Source organism: Flavobacterium sp. TS_SC_5, from assembly GCF_056156265.1.
Genome location: NZ_CM149588.1, coordinates 3,461,440 through 3,480,998, shown reverse-complemented (window position 1 = coordinate 3,480,998; position 19,559 = coordinate 3,461,440). Strand labels below are relative to the sequence as shown.

Annotated in this window: 15 protein-coding genes; 9 read left to right on the top strand and 6 right to left on the bottom strand. The window is 31.6% G+C overall.

What is annotated here, in order from left to right; translation table 11 throughout:
• Positions 1 to 65 precede the first annotated feature (65 nt).
• A complete protein-coding gene (locus AC0J6S_RS14925; RefSeq protein ID WP_474954542.1) occupies positions 66 to 1,823 on the bottom strand; it encodes an adenylate/guanylate cyclase domain-containing protein in 1,758 nt (585 codons plus the stop codon).
• 95 nt (positions 1,824 to 1,918) lie between these two features.
• A complete protein-coding gene (locus AC0J6S_RS14920) occupies positions 1,919 to 2,362 on the bottom strand; it encodes a hypothetical protein (RefSeq protein ID WP_474954541.1) in 444 nt (147 codons plus the stop codon).
• Positions 2,363 to 2,738: 376 nt separating this feature from the next.
• Here AC0J6S_RS14920 and AC0J6S_RS14915 point away from each other — a divergent pair, with 376 nt between their 5' ends.
• Positions 2,739 to 3,620: a YitT family protein gene (locus AC0J6S_RS14915; protein ID WP_474954540.1), complete on the top strand. Its 882-nt coding sequence runs from the start codon at positions 2,739 to 2,741 to the stop codon at positions 3,618 to 3,620.
• A 142-nt stretch (positions 3,621 to 3,762) separates the two neighbouring features.
• Positions 3,763 to 4,806: an NAD(P)-dependent alcohol dehydrogenase gene (locus AC0J6S_RS14910; protein WP_395380615.1), complete on the top strand. Its 1,044-nt coding sequence runs from the start codon at positions 3,763 to 3,765 to the stop codon at positions 4,804 to 4,806.
• A 249-nt stretch (positions 4,807 to 5,055) separates the two neighbouring features.
• Here AC0J6S_RS14910 and AC0J6S_RS14905 read toward each other — a convergent pair whose 3' ends face one another.
• Both AC0J6S_RS14905 and AC0J6S_RS14900 read right to left on the bottom strand, forming a co-directional pair.
• Positions 5,056 to 6,348: an O-acetylhomoserine aminocarboxypropyltransferase/cysteine synthase family protein gene (locus AC0J6S_RS14905; RefSeq protein WP_474954539.1), complete on the bottom strand. Its 1,293-nt coding sequence runs from the start codon at positions 6,346 to 6,348 to the stop codon at positions 5,056 to 5,058.
• Positions 6,349 to 6,376: 28 nt separating this feature from the next.
• Positions 6,377 to 9,232, bottom strand: coding sequence for a TonB-dependent receptor plug domain-containing protein (locus tag AC0J6S_RS14900; protein WP_474954538.1), 2,856 nt, complete (start codon positions 9,230 to 9,232; stop codon positions 6,377 to 6,379).
• Between the two features lie 658 nt (positions 9,233 to 9,890).
• Between AC0J6S_RS14900 and AC0J6S_RS14895 the strand changes: the two genes are divergently transcribed.
• Both AC0J6S_RS14895 and AC0J6S_RS14890 read left to right on the top strand, forming a co-directional pair.
• Positions 9,891 to 11,087: a tyrosine-type recombinase/integrase gene (locus AC0J6S_RS14895; RefSeq protein WP_474954537.1), complete on the top strand. Its 1,197-nt coding sequence runs from the start codon at positions 9,891 to 9,893 to the stop codon at positions 11,085 to 11,087.
• 153 nt (positions 11,088 to 11,240) lie between these two features.
• Positions 11,241 to 11,519: a hypothetical protein gene (locus AC0J6S_RS14890; protein WP_474954536.1), complete on the top strand. Its 279-nt coding sequence runs from the start codon at positions 11,241 to 11,243 to the stop codon at positions 11,517 to 11,519.
• Positions 11,520 to 11,541: 22 nt separating this feature from the next.
• Here the strand turns inward: AC0J6S_RS14890 and AC0J6S_RS14885 are convergent, their stop codons facing one another.
• Positions 11,542 to 12,735 carry a tyrosine-type recombinase/integrase gene (locus AC0J6S_RS14885; RefSeq protein WP_474954535.1) on the bottom strand — a complete coding sequence of 398 codons (1,194 nt, stop codon included), beginning with the start codon at positions 12,733 to 12,735 and terminating at the stop codon, positions 11,542 to 11,544.
• A gap of 445 nt (positions 12,736 to 13,180) precedes the next feature.
• Between AC0J6S_RS14885 and AC0J6S_RS14880 the strand changes: the two genes are divergently transcribed.
• The 5 genes from AC0J6S_RS14880 to AC0J6S_RS14860 all read left to right on the top strand — a co-directional run bounded on the left by AC0J6S_RS14880 (position 13,181) and on the right by AC0J6S_RS14860 (position 17,616).
• Positions 13,181 to 13,501 carry a hypothetical protein gene (locus tag AC0J6S_RS14880; protein WP_474954534.1) on the top strand — a complete coding sequence of 107 codons (321 nt, stop codon included), beginning with the start codon at positions 13,181 to 13,183 and terminating at the stop codon, positions 13,499 to 13,501.
• A 36-nt stretch (positions 13,502 to 13,537) separates the two neighbouring features.
• Positions 13,538 to 14,194: a sigma-70 RNA polymerase sigma factor region 4 domain-containing protein gene (locus tag AC0J6S_RS14875; protein WP_474954533.1), complete on the top strand. Its 657-nt coding sequence runs from the start codon at positions 13,538 to 13,540 to the stop codon at positions 14,192 to 14,194.
• Positions 14,195 to 14,198: 4 nt separating this feature from the next.
• Positions 14,199 to 14,660 (top strand): hypothetical protein, encoded by a 462-nt coding sequence (locus tag AC0J6S_RS14870; RefSeq protein WP_474954532.1) that lies wholly within the window; start codon positions 14,199 to 14,201, stop codon positions 14,658 to 14,660.
• A 1,257-nt stretch (positions 14,661 to 15,917) separates the two neighbouring features.
• Complete coding sequence (locus AC0J6S_RS14865) at positions 15,918 to 17,030, top strand: DUF5131 family protein (RefSeq protein ID WP_474954531.1); 1,113 nt, start codon at positions 15,918 to 15,920, stop codon at positions 17,028 to 17,030.
• A 118-nt stretch (positions 17,031 to 17,148) separates the two neighbouring features.
• On the top strand, positions 17,149 to 17,616 hold the full coding sequence (locus AC0J6S_RS14860) for a hypothetical protein (protein WP_474954530.1): 468 nt from the start codon (positions 17,149 to 17,151) through the stop codon (positions 17,614 to 17,616).
• A gap of 202 nt (positions 17,617 to 17,818) precedes the next feature.
• On the opposite strand, the gene AC0J6S_RS14855 is transcribed toward AC0J6S_RS14860, so the two are convergent.
• Complete coding sequence (locus tag AC0J6S_RS14855; protein ID WP_474954529.1) at positions 17,819 to 19,132, bottom strand: hypothetical protein; 1,314 nt, start codon at positions 19,130 to 19,132, stop codon at positions 17,819 to 17,821.
• Between the last annotated feature and the right edge of the window lie 427 nt (positions 19,133 to 19,559).

Genomic DNA, 19,559 nt, shown 5'->3' with positions numbered 1-19,559 from the left:
ACTTCTTTAGAGGATAAAAATACTTTTGAGATTGACTAAAAGTGTTTCATTTACAAGGTTTAATTTTACTGCGCAATTGGATCATTGACAAAATACATTTTCATCATTCCTTTATTTTTGACTTCAATTTCACCTCTGTATTCACACTCAAATTCATTTTTGATAATCTGATACGTGTGTTCAGATATATTAATTCTTCCTGGCTCCGAATTTGATTCCATACGGGAAGCAATATTTACGGTATCGCCCCAAATGTCATACGAAAATTTCTTGATCCCAACCACTCCGGCTACTAAAGGGCCAGTATTAATGCCGATTCTGATTTTAAAATGAGTTTGGTTTTGTGTAATTAATTCTTCGGATATGTTCACAAATCGGGCAATTTCGAGTGCTGCGAGTGTCATTTTATAAGCATGATCTACAGTTGGAAATGGCAAACCACCTGCGCACATATAAGCATCACCAACGGTTTTTATCTTTTCAAGATTATATTTTTCCATAATGGTATCAAATTTCGAGAAATAGTAATCGATGCTTTCCACTAGTTTCTCAGGAGGCAGTTTTTCTGCATACTGCGTAAATCCTTCAAAGTCAGTAAATAAAACCGTCACCGATTCGAATTTTTTAGCTTGTACTTTTCCATTTTTCTTTAATTCAAGAGCAGTTTCTTCCGGCAAAATATTCAGTAATAGTTTGTTAGAACGATTTTTTTCTTCTTCAATAATGCTGTTCGTTTTTTTTACAAATTTATAACGTCGGTAAAATCCGATTGTGATTACCAGAACTAAGAATAAAGAAATTGCTGTTATGTATATGATGTTTTGTTGTCTTTTATCTTTCAATTTCTGGATTTCCGAATCTTTTTCGAGTAAATCGACTTCGGTTTGCTTTTGCGAAACTTCATAATTGGTTCGTATATCCGCCATTTGTTGCATCGATTTAAGGTTGGTTAAACTGTCCCTGTATGCAATATGATTTTTGTAATACGCGAATGATGCAGCCATGTTTCCAGTTTTCTGATGCAATTGTGACAGTTTCAAATTAGCATTGCTGATTTGTTCTTTGAGTCCATATTTTTGAGCTAAATCCAAACTTCGTTTGGCATAGCTAAGAGAAGTTTTCCAATCATTTAGTGCTAAATAAATGTCGGACATGTAAGTCAGGTATTCTGAAATGGCATAATAATCTTTTAGATCTTCCAGAATTTTTATAGCTTTGCTAATATAGACCTTCGCAAGTTTATTGTTGCCCAGTTTTGCATTTACCATTCCAATATTACCCAGACTATAAGCAGTACCAATTAAGTAATCGGCATTATCGAAAATGATACTTGATTCTTTGAAGTATTTTAAAGCTAAGTTATATTTTTTGTTTTTGGAATATTCGTCCCCAGCGTTTAATAATGCGCTGGCTAACGATATAGAATCATCGGTCTTCCTTAATAAATGGATTGATTTGTTATAATAAAGTTCGGCATTATCAGCATTTCCCATAACCGAATATACATCAGCAATAGCCATGTAAGCTACGCCTTCGCCAGTAATAAATTTAGCTTTGATTGCTGCTTCAACACTTTTGAAAAAAGCATTTAAGGCTTTGTTTAGATCGCCTCTGAGCCTATTTTTATTCCCTTTTTGGTAATATCCGCGATGTAGGTACAAATAGTTTTTTTCTAATTGGGAGAGGGCAATAAGTTCATCGGCGTATTTCAGTGATAATTCAAGATTATTAACTTCATTAAAAGATAAATTTCTCAGTAATTCTAATTTCTCAGAATTTGCCAGGCTATTTTTATGATAGATCTTCACAAGACTATCAGCCACCTTTTGATTTTGTGCAAAAGAACTTAGGAACTGGAAAAATATAAAAAATACAGAAAATAAGATTTTGACAAAATATTTAAAATCTCTTAAAAGTATCATGGGTTTGCAGCTAATTTTGGATCGATGTGAAATGATTTAGAAGAATTTCCATCAGCATAAACACTAAAATTGATAGTGTATTTGTCGAGTTTATGAACCAAATTGGAATCATTTTTAACCTTAGCGGTTGCATTTCCGGATCTTCCGCCAGTGCCGTAAATGGTCGTGACATCAAAGAAATTCAAATCTCGGGATTCCGGTTCGTTAAATATACTGTCAATGGCAACGGAATAGCCGTTGTCGTTTGTCACACCAATCCATTTGACGTCTTGGTTGAGGTATACGTTAGATAAAAAGTCCTTCAAAGTTCCGTTTGGAGATCTTCCTGAATTATCATCAGATAAGGAACAAGCGTTATCAATATCCTCTTGGGATGGATTGCTCATTGCGTAAAGACTGCTGGCTTGAACAGTCAATGCGATTACTACTTTTTTGCCCATGATTATTATATTTAAAATTTATTAAATAGTAACTTAAATAGACCATTATAGAATGAGGCAGTTGTAATTAATATATTGATATTTAGTAGATAAAGGTCTAATTTTAATACCAAATTTAATGCTTTTTTCAAGATTAACATCAGTTTATTATGCATGCATCACTAATGGAATTATCTGTTTTTAATTAATTATGAAATGGAAATCCGACAGGAATAAAATTGTGCATGAGACTATTTTATGAATACCAAAATAGAAAATTAAGAATAGATGTACAAAAAAATAAATCAAATAAATATGCAAGTCATTATTAATCAATAAATTGAAGTTTATTTGCTACTTTAGTAAAACCAAAGAATAGTAATTAAAATAGATCGTCATGATTACTGATCAAAGTTCAATCAATTGGAATAAAATATTTTGTTTTAAAAATATTATTTTAAATTTAGTAGGAGTAGTTTTGATAACCCTTGCCTTAAAAGGTTTTATGATACCTAATAAATTTTTGGATGGTGGAATTATCGGAATTTCAATATTGGTTCATGAAATTACAAAATGGCCTTTTGGAGTTTTGGTATTAATGTTTAATATTCCTTTTTTAGTCATTGGAAACCGAATGTTAGGAAAAACATTTGCGTTCCAAAGTTTATTGACGTTGCTGTTAATTGCTGTCAGTATGACTTTTTTAGATGTGAATCCCGTGACTTCAGATCCGCTTTTAATTGCTTTGTTTGGTGGCTGTCTTATTGGGGTAGGTATGGGTTTGTGCATCCGAAGTGGTTCTGCAGCAGATGGAGTAGAAATCCTGGCGTTATTGACTACTAAAAAAATTGGACTCAATGTATCTGAAGTCATTTTTGCCTTGAATACGTTATTATTTCTTGCAGCTGCATGGTCCTTTGGAATTTCTACAGCTTTGTACTCTATCGTCACTTATTTTTCAGCTGTAAAATCTTTGGATTATATATCCCATGGTTTAGAACAATATACTTCGTTGCATATCATTTCTTCTAAAAGCGACTTGATAAAATCACTGATTGTCCAAAAATTCGGAAAAGGAATCACCATTATTAAAGGAGAAAGAGGTTATTTACCTGATAAATTTGATGTGAAATTAGATTGTGATATTATAGTAACAGTGGTAACACGACTCGAATTACTACGAATTAAAGAAGAAATCCGAAAATTAGACCCTAAAGCATTTATGTTTATTCAGTATATCAAAGAGGCCAGTGGCGGTATACTGCGAAGTATGAATTAACATTGATCTGATGCACTTATAATTAATGGTACCAGCGCTTACTATTCCAACTAATAGAAAAATAATAAGAAGTGGGAATTATGCAATAGGTTTAAAATGTAAGCTTGAATAAATTTCATAATTTTATAAAAAATTGTAAAATATGATACCAACGAAGGGATATGCAGTACAGGATGCTAAAACGGATTTAGCCCCATGGAATTTCGAAAGAAGAGAATTAGGACCGCATGATGTGCAATTTGATATTCAGTTTTGTGGTGTTTGCCACAGTGATCTTCATCAAATAAAGGATGATTGGGGAGGAGCAATATACCCGATGGTTCCCGGACATGAAATTGTAGGGAAGGTGGTCAAAGTAGGAAGTCACGTAAAGAAATTTAAGGTAGGTGATTTAGCGGGAACAGGTTGTTTAGTCGATTCCTGCAGGACTTGTGAAAACTGTCAGGAAGGATTAGAACAGTTTTGTCTAAATGGAAGTACAGGAACCTATAATGCTTTAGGACAAGATGGAAAAACACCTACTTATGGCGGGTATTCGGATACGATTGTTGTTCATGAAGATTTTGTTCTGCATATTTCAGACAAATTATCATTAGCTGCTGTAGCACCTTTATTGTGTGCCGGAATCACAACATATTCTCCATTGAGACATTGGAAAGTTGGAAAAGGACACAAATTAGCTGTTTTAGGACTTGGCGGTTTAGGTCACATGGCAGTAAAATTTGGTGTTGCTTTTGGTGCTGAGGTTACCGTTTTGAGTACATCCGCAAGCAAAGAGGCAGATGCCAGAAAATTAGGGGCTCATAATTTTATAGTTACTAAAGATGAAAAGCAATTGGCAAGTGTTGCGGGTTCTTTTGACTTTATTTTGGATACAGTTTCTGCACCACATGATTTAAATTTATACTTATCCTTGTTAAGAGTAAACGGAGTACATATTTGCGTTGGAGTACCACCAACGCCATATGAAATCCACGCTTTTAGTCTTATTGGAGGACGAAGAAGTCTTGCAGGTTCATTAATAGGAGGTTTACCTGAAACCCAGGAAATGTTGGATTTCTGTGCAGAACACGGAATTGTTTCTGAAATTGAAATGATTGATATCAAAAATGTGCATGAAGCGTATGACCGAATGACAAAAGGCGACGTCCGTTACCGTTTTGTTATCGATATGGCGACATTGTAAAGAGATTATAAAAGTAAAAACCCTAAACATTTTAATAATGTTTAGGGTTTTTTGTGACCTACTAACAACCAATTTTCGAATCATTTATATAAGATCTGAAGCTTTGGAGTAGGTTATAATTTGTTTACTAAAGCCATTGAAGCCATTAAATTTATTCTTAGGCCCATATTCACTTAAACTAAGCATTTCCACTTTGGAACAAACCAAGTAATCAAAGGCCCACTTTTCAACCAAAAAAAGGATATATTGTTATATTGATTGTAGTTCTTTGATACTACTAAAAGCAATTTTCAAATCTGTCTTTAAATCTTCGATATCCTCTAAACCTACAGATAATCTAATTAAGTCTTTAGAAACCCCTGTTGCAATTTGTTCCTCATCAGATAATTGCTGATGCGTAGTACTTGCGGGATGAATAATGAGTGATTTAGTGTCTCCAATATTGGCCAATAATGAAAATAATTTGGTTTCGTCAGCTACTTTTTTAGCAGCTTCAAACCCTCCTTTTAATCCAAAAGTCACAACTCCGCTTTGTCCTTTTTGTAAATATTGTTGTGCTAATGCATAATATTTACTTGTTTTGAGACCCGGATAATTAACCCATGCTACTTCTTCTTGAAGTTCTAACCATTGTGCTAATGCCAATGCGTTTTGACTGTGTTTAATAATTCGGAGCGGTAAAGTTTCTAATCCCTGAATAATCTGAAATGCATTGAATGGACTTAGAGCCGCACCATAATCTCGCAAACCTTCTATTCGGACTTTTGCAATAAAAGCTGCGTTGCCCAATACTTCGTTATACACTAATCCGTGATAACCAGCTGAAGGTTCCGTGAATTCCGGGAAGTTTCCATTCGCCCAATCAAATTTTCCTGCGTCAATAATCACACCTCCAAGAGAAGTTCCATTGCCGGAAATGTATTTTGTTAGGGAATGAATGACAATATCTGCTCCATATTGAACTGGATTTAATAAGTATGGAGAGGCAACTGTATTATCGACAATGAAAGGAACTTTCAGAGATTTAGCCTCTGAAGAAATAGCTTTCAAATCTAGAACGTCTAGTTTTGGATTACCTAATGATTCGACAAAAATGGCTTTAGTATTTGGTTTTGCTGCGTTTGTAAAATTAGATGGATCTGTAGGATCTACAAATGTCGTGGTAATTCCTAATCTTGGTAACGTAACTTTCAATAGATTATAGGTCCCGCCATAAAGACTGCTTGAAGCTACTATATGGTCCCCAGCTTTTAGTATAACCAAAAGTGTTGTTGCAATAGCTGCCGTTCCTGAAGCCGTAACCACAGCTCCAATTCCACCTTCTAAGGCCGCCAATCGCTGCTCTAAAATGTCATTAGTAGGATTGTTTAATCGGGTGTATATAAAGCCCGCTTCGGTTAGGCTAAATAAATTGGCAGCATGTTCTGAATTATTAAAAACATAAGAACTGGTTTGATAGATGGGTACTGCTCTGGTTCCTGCGTTTTTTGTTACATCGTGTCCGGCATGCAATGCGTTTGTTTCAAATTTTTGTGTGCTCATAATAGTTTATATTTAAAGTAGTTAATAGTTAAAATTTAAAGCCTAATCGGGCAAAAACAAATCTTCCGTTCAAACCAAATTGTGAAACAGCTCTGGAATAGGCAAACTGATTGGCATTACTCAAATCAGCACTAGGTGATGGCGAAAGAGTTGGAGTAGTATTGGTAAATGATGGCGTTGCAGGATTGTTTCTGTCCGGATATACATCTCCAATATTATTAGCCCCGATTGTCAATCTGAATTTTTCAGAAACTTGGTAGCCAAATGATAAGTCAGTTACTATTTTAGCACTGTATTCCGGATGTTCGTAAACGGATGAAGATCCATCTAAATTCACATCTGTTGCACCAGGATCAGTAACGGCTCCGAAATAGCTGTTTCTGAAATAAATGTCTAATTTTTTGATGCCAAAAGTGGTTGCCAAATTCGCTTTAACCTTTGGAATCGCTTCTTCTAAATATACTCTGCTTGATTCTGGAAAAAAGGAATAGATATACGGTTCTCCACCAGCATCTATAATAGATTGAGGCACATTTAAACCGCCAACTCTTCTCGTTTGATTGTAACTAAGCGCAAAATCATTTTTGATGGTAAAATCCGGAATGACATTGTATTTGTGTGAAATAACTATGTCAATTCCTTTGGTTTCAGAGTTAATTCCGTTGGTCCAGAACGAAGCTCTTTCTACACCTTTCGTGTCAAATGCCTGTTGGAACAAAGTCAGTGCAGCTTGTTGCGTCGGCGTTGCTGATCCGCTTATTTGAGCATCTGAAGGCCTAGCATATTGTCCTGTTAATACAACACGGTCATCAATTCTAGTGAAATAAGCATCGGTTGCGATGGTTAAATTGGCAGAGGGAATTTTAAACGTAAATCCAGTACTCACACTTTTTGAAGTTTCCGGTTTTAAATTTGCCACACCAATACTTTTAGCAGCGTCTGAATCATTTGTAAAATAACCCACCTGATACGGAGATCCATTTATAAATTGTGTTGAACTGCTTTCAAAATATTTCTGTTGCAATGATGGTGCTCTAAATCCTGTTTGTCCAGAAATTCTCCAATTAATATTGCTATTTAATTTTAAAAGTGAAGCCAATTTAAAAGTAACCGTATTACCAAAATCGGAATAATTTTCATAGCGTAAAGCTCCGTTTACGAGCCAATTTTCAAAAGGATTTAATTCTAAATCCAAGTAAGCAGCAACACTTTTTCTGTTTTTTTCTTTCGCATCCGAAGGCTGAAATCCAGAAAATCCTTGTGCTCCTGCGCCTCTTTTATTTCCGAAAAAATCAGTCACGATCAAGGGAGAACTACTGGCTAGATTTCCTGAAACAAAATCACCATTGGTATTATATAAACCGTAAGAAGCTTGTTCACCCGCCTGAATTTCATAATTTTCATATCTAAATTCCCCACCAAATGCAACATTTAATCCTTGTAAGAAATCATATTTTCTAGTTAAATCCAGATTGGTTGTACTTTGTAAAAAAGATACTTTTCCTGCATCGAAAGAGGAGGGAGAGTTTACTCCCAAAGTCGCATTTATTGTATTATTGACGTTGTATTGAAAAGAATTCGTTCCTAAATTAGAACTAATATCGGTATCAAAGCCAAATAAGTTTGTCGTAATTCCAATAGCAGAGGACACATCCAAAATTGTAGATTCTATTTCAGGTAAAAAACCATTTTGATACACTTGGCTAAAAGTTCCAGAGCCATTTGGAAGACGGTTAAAGGCATACGAATTACCGTTTCTATAAGAAACTCCACCAAATGAATACAAGGAAGTAATTTCATTTATGGGATATGTGGTATTGTAATACAGTTGTCCCGAAGCTAATTTTGACTGCCCAACGCTCATGTTGTAATCACTTCTCTGCTGGCCTCTGTATGAAAGTTCATTATTAGTTACGTCAAAATTTAAGGCACTTTGTATTTGACTGATTGTTGTTGCAGCTGAAATTATATTTTGTTGAGTAGGAGTAAAGTAATTTACTTGTGGTGCATATTGTTTAATTGTATTAATAATTTGTCCTGAATTTGGCGTATTATTAATGTTATTGAACAAAGAATTGATAGCTGTACCGCCTTGTGCAGCTCTATTTTCAACAGCATTGTAGGCATTAAAAATTGCGTTACTTCTTATACCAGCCCTGCTTGTAGCGTCCCTTGTAACGGCACTACCAGTAATATTGAGAAAGCTTTTTTCTTTTCCTAGAGAAGTCCCGTAATTTAAATCTAACTGTGCTGTTTGTCCATCAATTCCTCCTTTGAAATTATTAGCTCTAGAGGATAAATTTCCCCCATATTGTATCGTTCCTGAAATATAATTTGCGTCTTTTTTCAGTACAATATTTATAACTCCTGCAATAGCATCAGAACCATATTGCGCTGCAGCTCCATCTCTTAAAACTTCAATTCGATCAATAGCAAAAGATGGAATTGCGTTCAAATCCGTACCCACTGAACCTCTTCCTGGTGCACCATTGATGTTTACTAAAGCACTTGTATGTCTTCGTTTACCATTTACAAGGATTAAAACTTGATCTGGTCCTAAACCTCTCAATTGTGCCGGATCAATATGGTCTGTACCATCTGCAGTTGACGTGGGATTACTGGTAAATGAAGGTGCTACATAATTCAAAATTTGAGTTATACTGGTTTGTGGTGCTCCTTTTGTAATTTCAGATATATTCAAAATATCGATAGGGACAGGCACATCTGTTTTTACCCGGTTTTTGCTTCTGGAACCAATTACGATTATTTCAGATAATTCATTTTTTTTGATGGAGTCATTTTCCTTTTGGTTGATCTGGCTGTAAGTAGTTGAAAAGGCAATTAAGCTTACAGTTATTGCTACAATTTTTTTTGTTTTTTTCATTACTTATTGTTGGTTTTATGTATTAGTACTTTTTTATTAATTTTTAATTTGGGCATAAAAAAACCCCTGCGGTATGCAGAGGCTCTATTTTATCTTTAGAAATAATTACAATAGTAGCTCTGCGGGATTATCCGTCATCATGCTACACATATTGTAATTATTTAATTTCATTTGTTCTGTTAATGATGATTAGGCAAATTTGCAAACTATTTTTTACTCCACCAAGAAAAATCACAATTATTTCATATAGTCTATGGATTTAATAGGATATTTTCAAATTAACATTGCAAGTAGTTCCAAACAAGCTTACTTTTTGGCACACTTATTTTATAAATTTAGGGCACTATAAGAAAAACCATTTGCGAATCAGTAACGCTTAGTAGTGCTACTATTGCCTGGTGCAGAATAGGGGTAATAAAGATGATAAAAGATTGAAGGTATAAAAAAGAAAAAACCCCTATTTTACAGGGGTTTTTAGTTTCTTCGAAAGTTGACTACTTTCATATTTTGTGACCTTGACTGGATTCAAACTTGTGCTTGTTAGGACCAGTAAATTAAGGGGTTTAGATATTTTATTTTTTAAAAGTGTACTTTACGGTGTACTGATCCGAAATTTTTTGATAAAAATTAAAATTAATTGAACTCAAAAAATTTACTTATGGAAACTCGATTTTTTCTTAAAAATACAAAAAACAAAACAACTTCGATTATCTATTTTTCTTTCGCCATGTTAAACGGCGATAAGTTTAGGTTTTCCTCAAGGCAAACAATTAAAACGTCTCTGTGGCAAAATGGATTTCCAAAAAGGACAAGTTTAACACAGGAAACTCGAAAAGTTCTTGAGAGCTATAAAAGCACAATAGATAATTTCATTTATGAAACTGTTAATAAACAAGAACGACAACCAACAAAATTTGAACTGGCAAAATTTGTACAAGATTTAATCAGTGGAAAGAGAATTGAACATGATAATACAATTGAATATTTCACCAACGAATTTTTGAACGATGATTCTTTATCTCTCGCCGAAAGTACAAAGAGGGTTAAAAAAATACATCTCGATAATTTTGTAAAAATTATTGGTAAAAAAAAGATACTTGTAGATTTAAATAAAAAAATAATTGAAAATTATAAGACTAAGCTAAAGAAAGAAGGAAAACGAGATATCACTACGACTAATAATTATATTAAAAATGTAATTGCTTTTTTGAACTGGCTTTGGAAAAAAGATTATATATCTGATGATTTAAAAAAATATCTTAAAAAAGATAAGGAAATTGAAAAAGATGTAATTGCTTTAAATGAAAGCGAGTTAAAAACTTTGGAAGCTGCAAATTTTGAAGAAATTCATCTTCAGAATCAAATTGATATTTTTTTATTTGGTTGTTATACCGCATTATCAATTGGTGATATTAGAAAAGTGAAGAAAGAAATGATAGATGAGAATAATCATTTAATAATACGACGGTCAAAAAATAATTCAAATCAGCGTATTCCTCTAATTCAAGAGGCCGTCTCAATACTTGAAAAGCATAACTATAAGTTACCATATATAGCCGATAATAAAGGTTCTGAAAATTTGAAGACTGCGTTCAGAAAATTAAATTTGAAGCGAAAAGTTAGAATTTCAACGCAATCGACAGACGGTAAAGTAACTGACGAATATTTTGAATTGTATAAAATCATAAGTTGGCACAAAAGCCGTAAAACCGCAATCACAATGTTATTAAGTAAAAATGTACATGTGAATTTGGTGATGGCTATTAGCGGTCATAAGAAGACTTCAACAATGAATAGATATATTGCATTTGCTGAGAATGATCTGACGGATGCAATGAATAAAATGAGATCTTGAAAGAACTTTGATTGTTCAAGGGTTTTTTAGGGTCAGTATAATAATGGTATTTTTACGAGAAAAAATTGAGATAAGATTTCTACTAAAATAATTTTAAAAAAAAGATTAAACAAAGTACCAGCTTTCAGGTATAACATATCAAAGCAAAAAGGTATGATTGAAGAATATTTAAGAGAAATAATCGAATCGATTATTCAAGAAAAAATGAAAGATATTATTGCGGATCTGATCGAGCTAAAACCCCCGGAAAAAGAATTTTACAGTCTTTGCGAAGTAGCAACAATCTTATCAATAACAGAAAGTGGTTTAAAGGCGCGGGGGAAAGCGGGTAAAATTAAATTGGTGTATGATCAAAACAATGTAACGGTCCATAAAAAGGAATTGGAAAGGTATAAAAAAATGTACCTCTATCCACAAATAAAGAAAGGGTGAGTTTAAAAACTCACCCTTTTTATTATTCCATTTTATTCATTGCTTCAATTAATATACTATCCGAAAAATTTGTGTATCGATTTAAAGTGTTCTCATTTTTGTGTCCGCTAATTGCCATTACTACTTTTGTGGCTACACCCAATGATAATAAGCATGTAATCGAGGTTTTGCGACTCTTGTGCCAACTGATAACTTCACACAACTCCATGTATTGGTCAGTAACTTTACCGTTTGAAGATTGGACAGAAATTCTAACTTTTCGTCTCAAATTTAATTTTCTGAACGCAGTCTTCAAATTTTCAGATCCTTTATTTGCAGAGATGAAAGGTAATTTGTAATTATATTTTTCTAAAATTGCAATGGTCTTGTTGATCAAAGGAATTCTTTGGTTATAATTATTTTTAGTTCGACGGATGTTTAGGACATTATTTTCATTAATCATTTCTCTATTTACTTTTCGAATATCAACAATCGAAAGTGAAGTATAACAGCCGAATAAAAATATATCAATTTGGTTTTGCAGGTGGGTTTCCTGAAAGTTTACAGTTTCTAAAATTTTCAATTCGGATTCTGTTAATGTGATCACGTCTTTCTCTATTTCTGGATCTTTTTTTACGTATTTTTTTAGGTCCGCTTCGATGAAATCTTTTTTCCAAAGCCAGTTTAAAAAAGCTATTAGATTTTTTAGATAATTATTGGTGGTGGCAACTTCTCTATTGCCCTCTTTTTTTAATTTAGTTTTATAACTTTCGATTAGTCCTTTTTTTAAATCCACCAGTACTTTGTTTTTTCCCACAATTCTTAAGAAATGATTTAGGTGAATTTTTTTCACTCTCTTGGTGCTATCGGCAAGACATAAAGATTCATCATTTAAAAACATATCCATATAATATTCTAAAGTATGTTTTTGTTCAGTTTCCTTACCGTCAATTAATGTTGTGACATATTCTGATAGTTCAAATCTTGAAGGCTGTCTTTCCTCATTTTCAATTGTTTTTTTTATAAAATTATCGATAGAATTTTTATAATTATCTAATATATTTCTTAATGTCATTGTTCTTGCTATTCGCTTCGGGTAGCCATTGATCCAAAGTGAATGATCTATTGACTGCTTGCTTGTGATTCTTAACCGTTCTCCATAAAATGTCGTAAAAGAGAAATAGATTATTGCCGAACTTTTGTCTTTAATTTTTTTTAAATAAAAGCGTGTTTCCATATTTGAAGTTTTAATTTACTTTTATATTGGATTTTACTCAGAAAGTTTTGTGACTTTTGAAACTTTTTATAAATTTTTACTGCAAAAGCAAGACGGTATTAATAATGCATCTTGTGATAAATGCCGCTATCTTAAGATAATAGATTCTTACTGCATCATTAATATTATTATTTACGTTCAATTTTGCTAGAGCAAAATCGAATTACAAATTATATTCTGAATCATATATTCCATTTTTTACGTTTAAGAATAATGTTTATAAATTAATATGAGGTTATGTGAACCATTATCTTATTATATATGCCAAACATTATTTTGATATAAATAAAATTTTTTATTTTGTAAGTTATTTTTTAATATATTTGAACATAACTAAATTTTTTTTGCAATAATTTCTTTATAATTAAGGGATATAATAAGAGTTAACTAATCTTTAAAACTGCATATGACATTCTACGAAAATAATGAGGTTGCGACAATCTTAACAGATTATAATATAGATTTTATCGAAGATAACGGTTCCTTTGAAATTGAAAATAATCAGGATTTAAGTTTATTACCTAATAAAAAAATCATTAAAATGCTGGGCTTAAAAAAAAATGGCGGGCATTTGTGTTTAGTTATGAAGTTAAATGAAATCGAACCGTCATGGTTATATGTCTTTTTTAAATACTGGAGACATTTTGAAGTTTATGACAACAATGGAAAGATTATTAGATCTCATTTTTATTCATTGGTTAATGAGATATTGGATGGGCTTTTATAAGATTAGATAAAAAAATAGTAAAAAAATATAAAATTTATGGATGAAAAATTATTACTACAAATTCCAGATGTGGATTTGATTCAGCTTATTTATCAAGATGAAAGATATTTAGGGGTAGTGTATAAAAAGTGTAAAGCTAGTTGTGTGAATATTTTAAGAATTAAGAATACCATTTCACTTAGTGATGCTGAGCTTGAAGATATTTTTAGTGACGCTATTATTGCATTATTGCAAAAAATTAGAAATAATAATTTTGTATTAAACGCATCTTTTCAAACTTATTTAAATGCAGTTTGTGCAAATATGTTCCTTAACAAAGTTAGACAAAAAAATGAATTTCGTGTAAAAGTAGAAGCAAGTTTTGAAATTGAGAATATTGATCCCGAAGATGATAATTATAATGGTGACAATGATTCTGAAAAATTTGGTGAAAATTTGTTCGATCCCTTTGAGAAAGAATCAGAAGAAAAGAAAGATTTTTTTGAACGCTACATTATTAAAATGACGCGGGCTTTAGAACTTATGGTGCTAGATCTTGGCAATTGTTACGAATTGATAACTTTATTTTCTTATGAAAATGCAAAAATAAGAGCTTTAACAGAGAAATTTGATTATGCTAGTGATGCTGTTACCAGGAACACAAGATATAAATGTTTAAAGCGATTGAGATTAATGATAGGGCAAATAAATTAAAAAAATGAAAAAATCGATAGACGTAGTTAAAAGCCATTTAATACCAAAACTGGAAAAAGTTTCTAATTTTGATATTAGTAAACTTCCAGAATTTTTCTGGGAACAATTTACCGAATCTCTACTTACTTTCGAAACTAACGCAAAACCGATTTATAAATTTATTTTTGGTTTAGAATTAGATCCGGACGTAACAGAAAAAATAATTTCAAAGATCCCTAATATATTCTCAAAACTAGTAAAAGAATTAGCAGAAGAATATGTAAACGGAGCTTCTTCAAAAGCAATTAATGTACTTTTAAATTCGAAGGGTAAAGCTTTTAAAACTGAAGTAGAATTCTTTTACGTATTAAATAAAGCTATACAAATTGTTGAACAGAAAAGACTAAAAGCAGAAATACCATTCTTTTTTGAAAGGCTAAAAAATGAAATTTCAGATTCTGAAAATAATGAAAGTGATAAAGATTAGAGAATAAAAACTAGATGTTTTTATTTATTAAAGGGCGTAACAGTGAAATCTGTTACGCCCTTTTTTTGTAAAAAATTAACAACAAAATACACTAAAGTGTTTTGCTTTTAGATAGTTGTATTTATTGTGATCTAACAGTAATTAAACGGTTAACTTTTTTAAAATTTAGTACAAATAAAAAGAAAGAACATACAAATTGATCATAAAGAAATATGAAATCAGTTGGCTGACCTTTAAATTTTTTGGTATTACTAAAAAGAGAGATGCTCGAAAGTGATTGTAAAAATAAATAAATCAGTTGGGTGACCTTTTAAATTTTTTGGTATTACTAAAAAGAGAGATGCTCGAAAGTGGTTATAAAAATAATTAAATCAGTTGGGTGACTTTTTAGAATTTTTGGTATCAGTAAAAAGAGAGTTGGTCGAAAGTGATTGTAAAAATAAATAAATCAGTTGGGTGACCTTTTAAATTTTTTGGTATTACTAAAAAGAGAGATGCTCGAAAGTGATTGTAAAAATAATTAAATCAGTTGGGTGACCTATTCATGTTTTTGGTATAAGTAAAAAGAAAGAATATTGAAAGTGATTATAAACAAGAATGAAATTAGTTGGGTGACCTTTTCAAGTTTCGGATATCAGTAAAAAGAGAGATGGTCGAAAGTAACTGTAAAAATAATTAAATAAGTTGGGTGACCTGTTCATGTTTTTGGTATAAGTAAAAAGAAAGAATATTGAAGGTGATCTTAAATAATAAAAAACAAGTTAAATCACCTTTTTAAGATTTTAATATAATGGTAAAGCAATAACAATAAATAACAACAATGATGAAAATTAAAAATTATGGCAGAAAAATGTTTGTGCTTTGGTAAAAAAGAGATTTTATATAATTCGACCGGAATTTTGTTTTATCGTACAACCAAATCCAACAGCTGACTTTTACACAATAGCTCGCAATAATTGGATTACTAATAATTGAGGTAAAATTATACAATTAAATCCTTGGAGAAAATTAGAACATCATGTGATAATCAATCCTATTAAAGCAGATAAATTGTAATCAGTAGGAAAATTAGGTGCGCTAATCCAACAGAAAGGTATGGAAGTTTATATCCAATAGGGATGGAACAATGGAATAAAATCGAAGTCTATAAAAATGGTGATTGGATCTATTATGAATCATTTGACTAAAGTTCCCACCGAAGTGATAGTAATAAAAAAAGAACTTAAAAATAAATTAAACTTAAAAATAAATTAAACTATGGCATCAAATATAGAATGGACGCAGAAAACATGGAACCCAACAACCGGATGCACCCGCATCTCAAAAGAGTGCGATTTTTGCTATGCTGAGAAAGAAACAAACAGACTAATGCACAATCCCACATACAATAAATACCGTATGGGATTTAATGTTATTGTCGAACACCGACACACTCTACAAGAACCTTATAAATGGAAAAAACCGTGTACAATATTTGTCAACTCAATGAGTGATTTATTCCATAAAGACATTTCACTTGATTTCATTAAGAGGGTATTCGAAGTAATGAATAATACTCAAAGACATACCTATCAAATCTTAACGAAGAGACATGACTTACTGGAAAAATACTCAGATCAACTTAATTGGACAGATAATATTTGGATGGGCGTATCTGTTGGTAATCAAATTGCGACTAGAAGAATAAAATCTTTGGTAAAATGCGGAGCCAAAAATAAATTTTTATCCATTGAGCCTTTTATTGAAGAAATTACAGAGATTAATCTTATAGGTATTGATTGGGTCATTGTTGGAGGTGAAAGTGGAAGCAATGCCGTTAGACCAATGCGAGAAGATTGGGTTATGAAAATTCAAAATGAATGTTCAAAACAAAACGTTTCCTTCTTTTTTAAGCAGTGGGGAAAAACAAGGAACAATCCAAATCAAAATGACCCTACTATCAATAAAGTGCATCGTTATCATGCTAAAGGCGGCAGTCAATTAAATGGTAAAGTCTATTGGTCAAATCCAACGATTTCAAATCATTATCTACCCACCATAAATTTATTCGGAGATAACTATCTTATAATGGATGAATTGGAGGATTTGGTTACTATCTGGGAATTAAAATCGCATCTGCCATTTGCCGATAAAGATTCATTCAAAATCTTAAAGGATGACATTAAGAAAAATGAACTTTATGACCCAATATTGTACATAACTATTCCAAATGGTCAAAAATTGGTAGTGGAAGGTCACACAAGACTAGCAGCTTTAATCTCTCTCAATAAAAAACAAATACAATGTAAAGAGTTAAAAGAGACTTTCAAAAGTATCGAGGAAATCCAGCTATGGATGATTAAAAACCAATCCACTAAATCAATTATATAAAATTAATAATTGTAAAGGAGTGGCATTTATGTTTCTGAAATTTGAATTTTCAACACCAGTTTATTTATAAAATTTTTTGAATCGAGATGACTATAACCTTTAACTAAAAAACATAAAAATGAAAAAAAATATCAATCTAGAATATTATCATATTAGTCCTGTAAAAAATTTAGACAGTATTTTATCCGAAGGAATAAAATCTGAAGACAAGGAAATATTTGTCTGTGATAATGAAACCTACCTCCCAATGATCGCAAGCTCGCAGCTTTTCACTAATGAGTATTCAATTTTTAAAATTTCAAATAATGGAATTACAGGTAAAATAATTCAGGACGAAGTGGCTGAATTATGCAGTAAGAATCAATATATTATCTTGCAAAATGTAATTAAACCTGAATATATTGTTCACATGGAAAATGTAATATGGAATATATGGGAATTAAATGAGCATGTTAATCGTTTATATTCTAGAATGCTTGGTTTAAATGAAGAATTGAATTTGGAAAGGACGGTATGCATCGATAGTGAATGGTGTTTATACTATAACAAAAAATACAATAAAGCAATTGCTTGCATTATTGATTAGAGAGTATGTGAATTTAAGATTATTCTTACAATATACTTCGTGTTATTTCAATTCTATAATGTGGGTAGAAAATGATATAAATAGTTAATTGGCAGATTTGCAATAATAGGACACTGTCTCATAAAGTGTGTAAGTTGAAAAGTTAAGGCTTCGATTTTATAATCGGAGCTTTTTTTTAAATATAATTCGATTGTGCTCTCTGTCATCTTTTTAATAAATGATTTTTGTATCCGCGTACCCGATTCCTTTGAGATTGCCTAGTGAAACAAAATCCTTTATATTTTATTTCCCCAGTAAGAATATTTTCTATTTTTAGTGTCGGTGTAGTATTATATAAATTGGTGAAAGATTTGTTAATTATATTAATGGTTTTTTCAATATCCTTCTCTCGAACTAGCCACGCATCATGTATTGTGTAATATTTTAAATCCTGCTTATTGATCTCTTCGCATATTACATCAATGCATATAGTACTCTCGAATTGCTGCATTCGGATAGCGAGCTTATTATGTTTCTCTTTCTTCTGTTCTTTTATCCATTCATTAATCGTAGGAAATAGTGAATCAAAAATATTTTTTTCTTTTTTATAACTTTCGTTTTTACTATAAAATATACAAAACATAACTTCTTTAATATCGTCTCTTTCATAACGTTTTCCTGTTAGCTTATAATATGCATTAATAAATTTTTCATAAAATCGTCCCCTAGTTGTCCACTGCGTATATTTAATCAATTCATTTTGATCAATTTTGTTATCCATCTCATTATTTAGGATAACTGATAATAGATACGGTTGTGAGTTAGTAATGTCGATTTGATACAAAGGTTCCTCGCTGATAATGAATTTTTTCAGTTGTTTTTTCATATTTGTCAGGTTGGTGTCAATTCTCCCATTAGTTTTATTGTGACGGAAGAAAATTGCACCATCATTAATAGCGGAAATAGACATCAACAAGAAATTATACTGGTTATTAATTTTAATAAAATTTTTTAGGATGTCACCTGTGTTAGTTGATAATTTTTCAGAGTACCAATTATTAATATATTCCAAAGCCATATCGTAATCTATCTTGAATGTGTTTAGGAAATGCTCTTTATATTGTCTGTATTTACTATTAACAAAACTATTTCGGGCATTCCGATTATTTATTATCCGTTTAATTAGGGTTGATTTTTTTATTTGGAATACTGTTAATGGTGAAATATAGTTATCGTGATATTTGTAACCTAAAGCTTTACCATTAATTGCTGATGATATTCCATCACATATAATTATTTTTTCATCCTTTAGTTTATCCATCGCAAGACGATAGTTTGTTTTGTCAGTAATAATATCAGTAAAATAGTCCTGCGGTATGTCAGTATATTGGTTAGAGTAGTTTATGTCTTCTTTGTGATATATGCTGATTCGGTAAATCATATCACATATTATATAGAGGTGGTCTTTATTTTTATATTTTAAAACTTGAAGCTTTTCATGTACAAGTTTAGGTACGTAACGGTTAACTGTTTTCACTATTGTATTTTTATTTTTTTCGTTTGCTACAATTGAGTAGCGAGTCGCGTCCAAAGATTAGTCTGGAATACCTGCCGAGAATCTTCAAGTATCACTGGGCTTTATTTATAGTATAAATAGTTTGAAAAGTTGTTTGTTTTTGGATTTTTTTATTGAAATATATTTCACTAAAACCTACCACATAAGTTGGTCTAAATAGTTTAGAGATATAGGGTAATAATAAGTTGGTCCAGAAAACCTACCACATAAGTAGGTCTAAATAGTTTAGAGATATAGGGTAATAATAAGTTGGTCCATAAAACCTACCACATAAGAAGACTTAAATAGTTTAGAGATATAGGGTAATAATGAGTTGATCCATAAAACCTACCACATAAGGAGGCTTAAATAGTTTAGAGATATAGGGTAATAATGAGTTGATCCATAA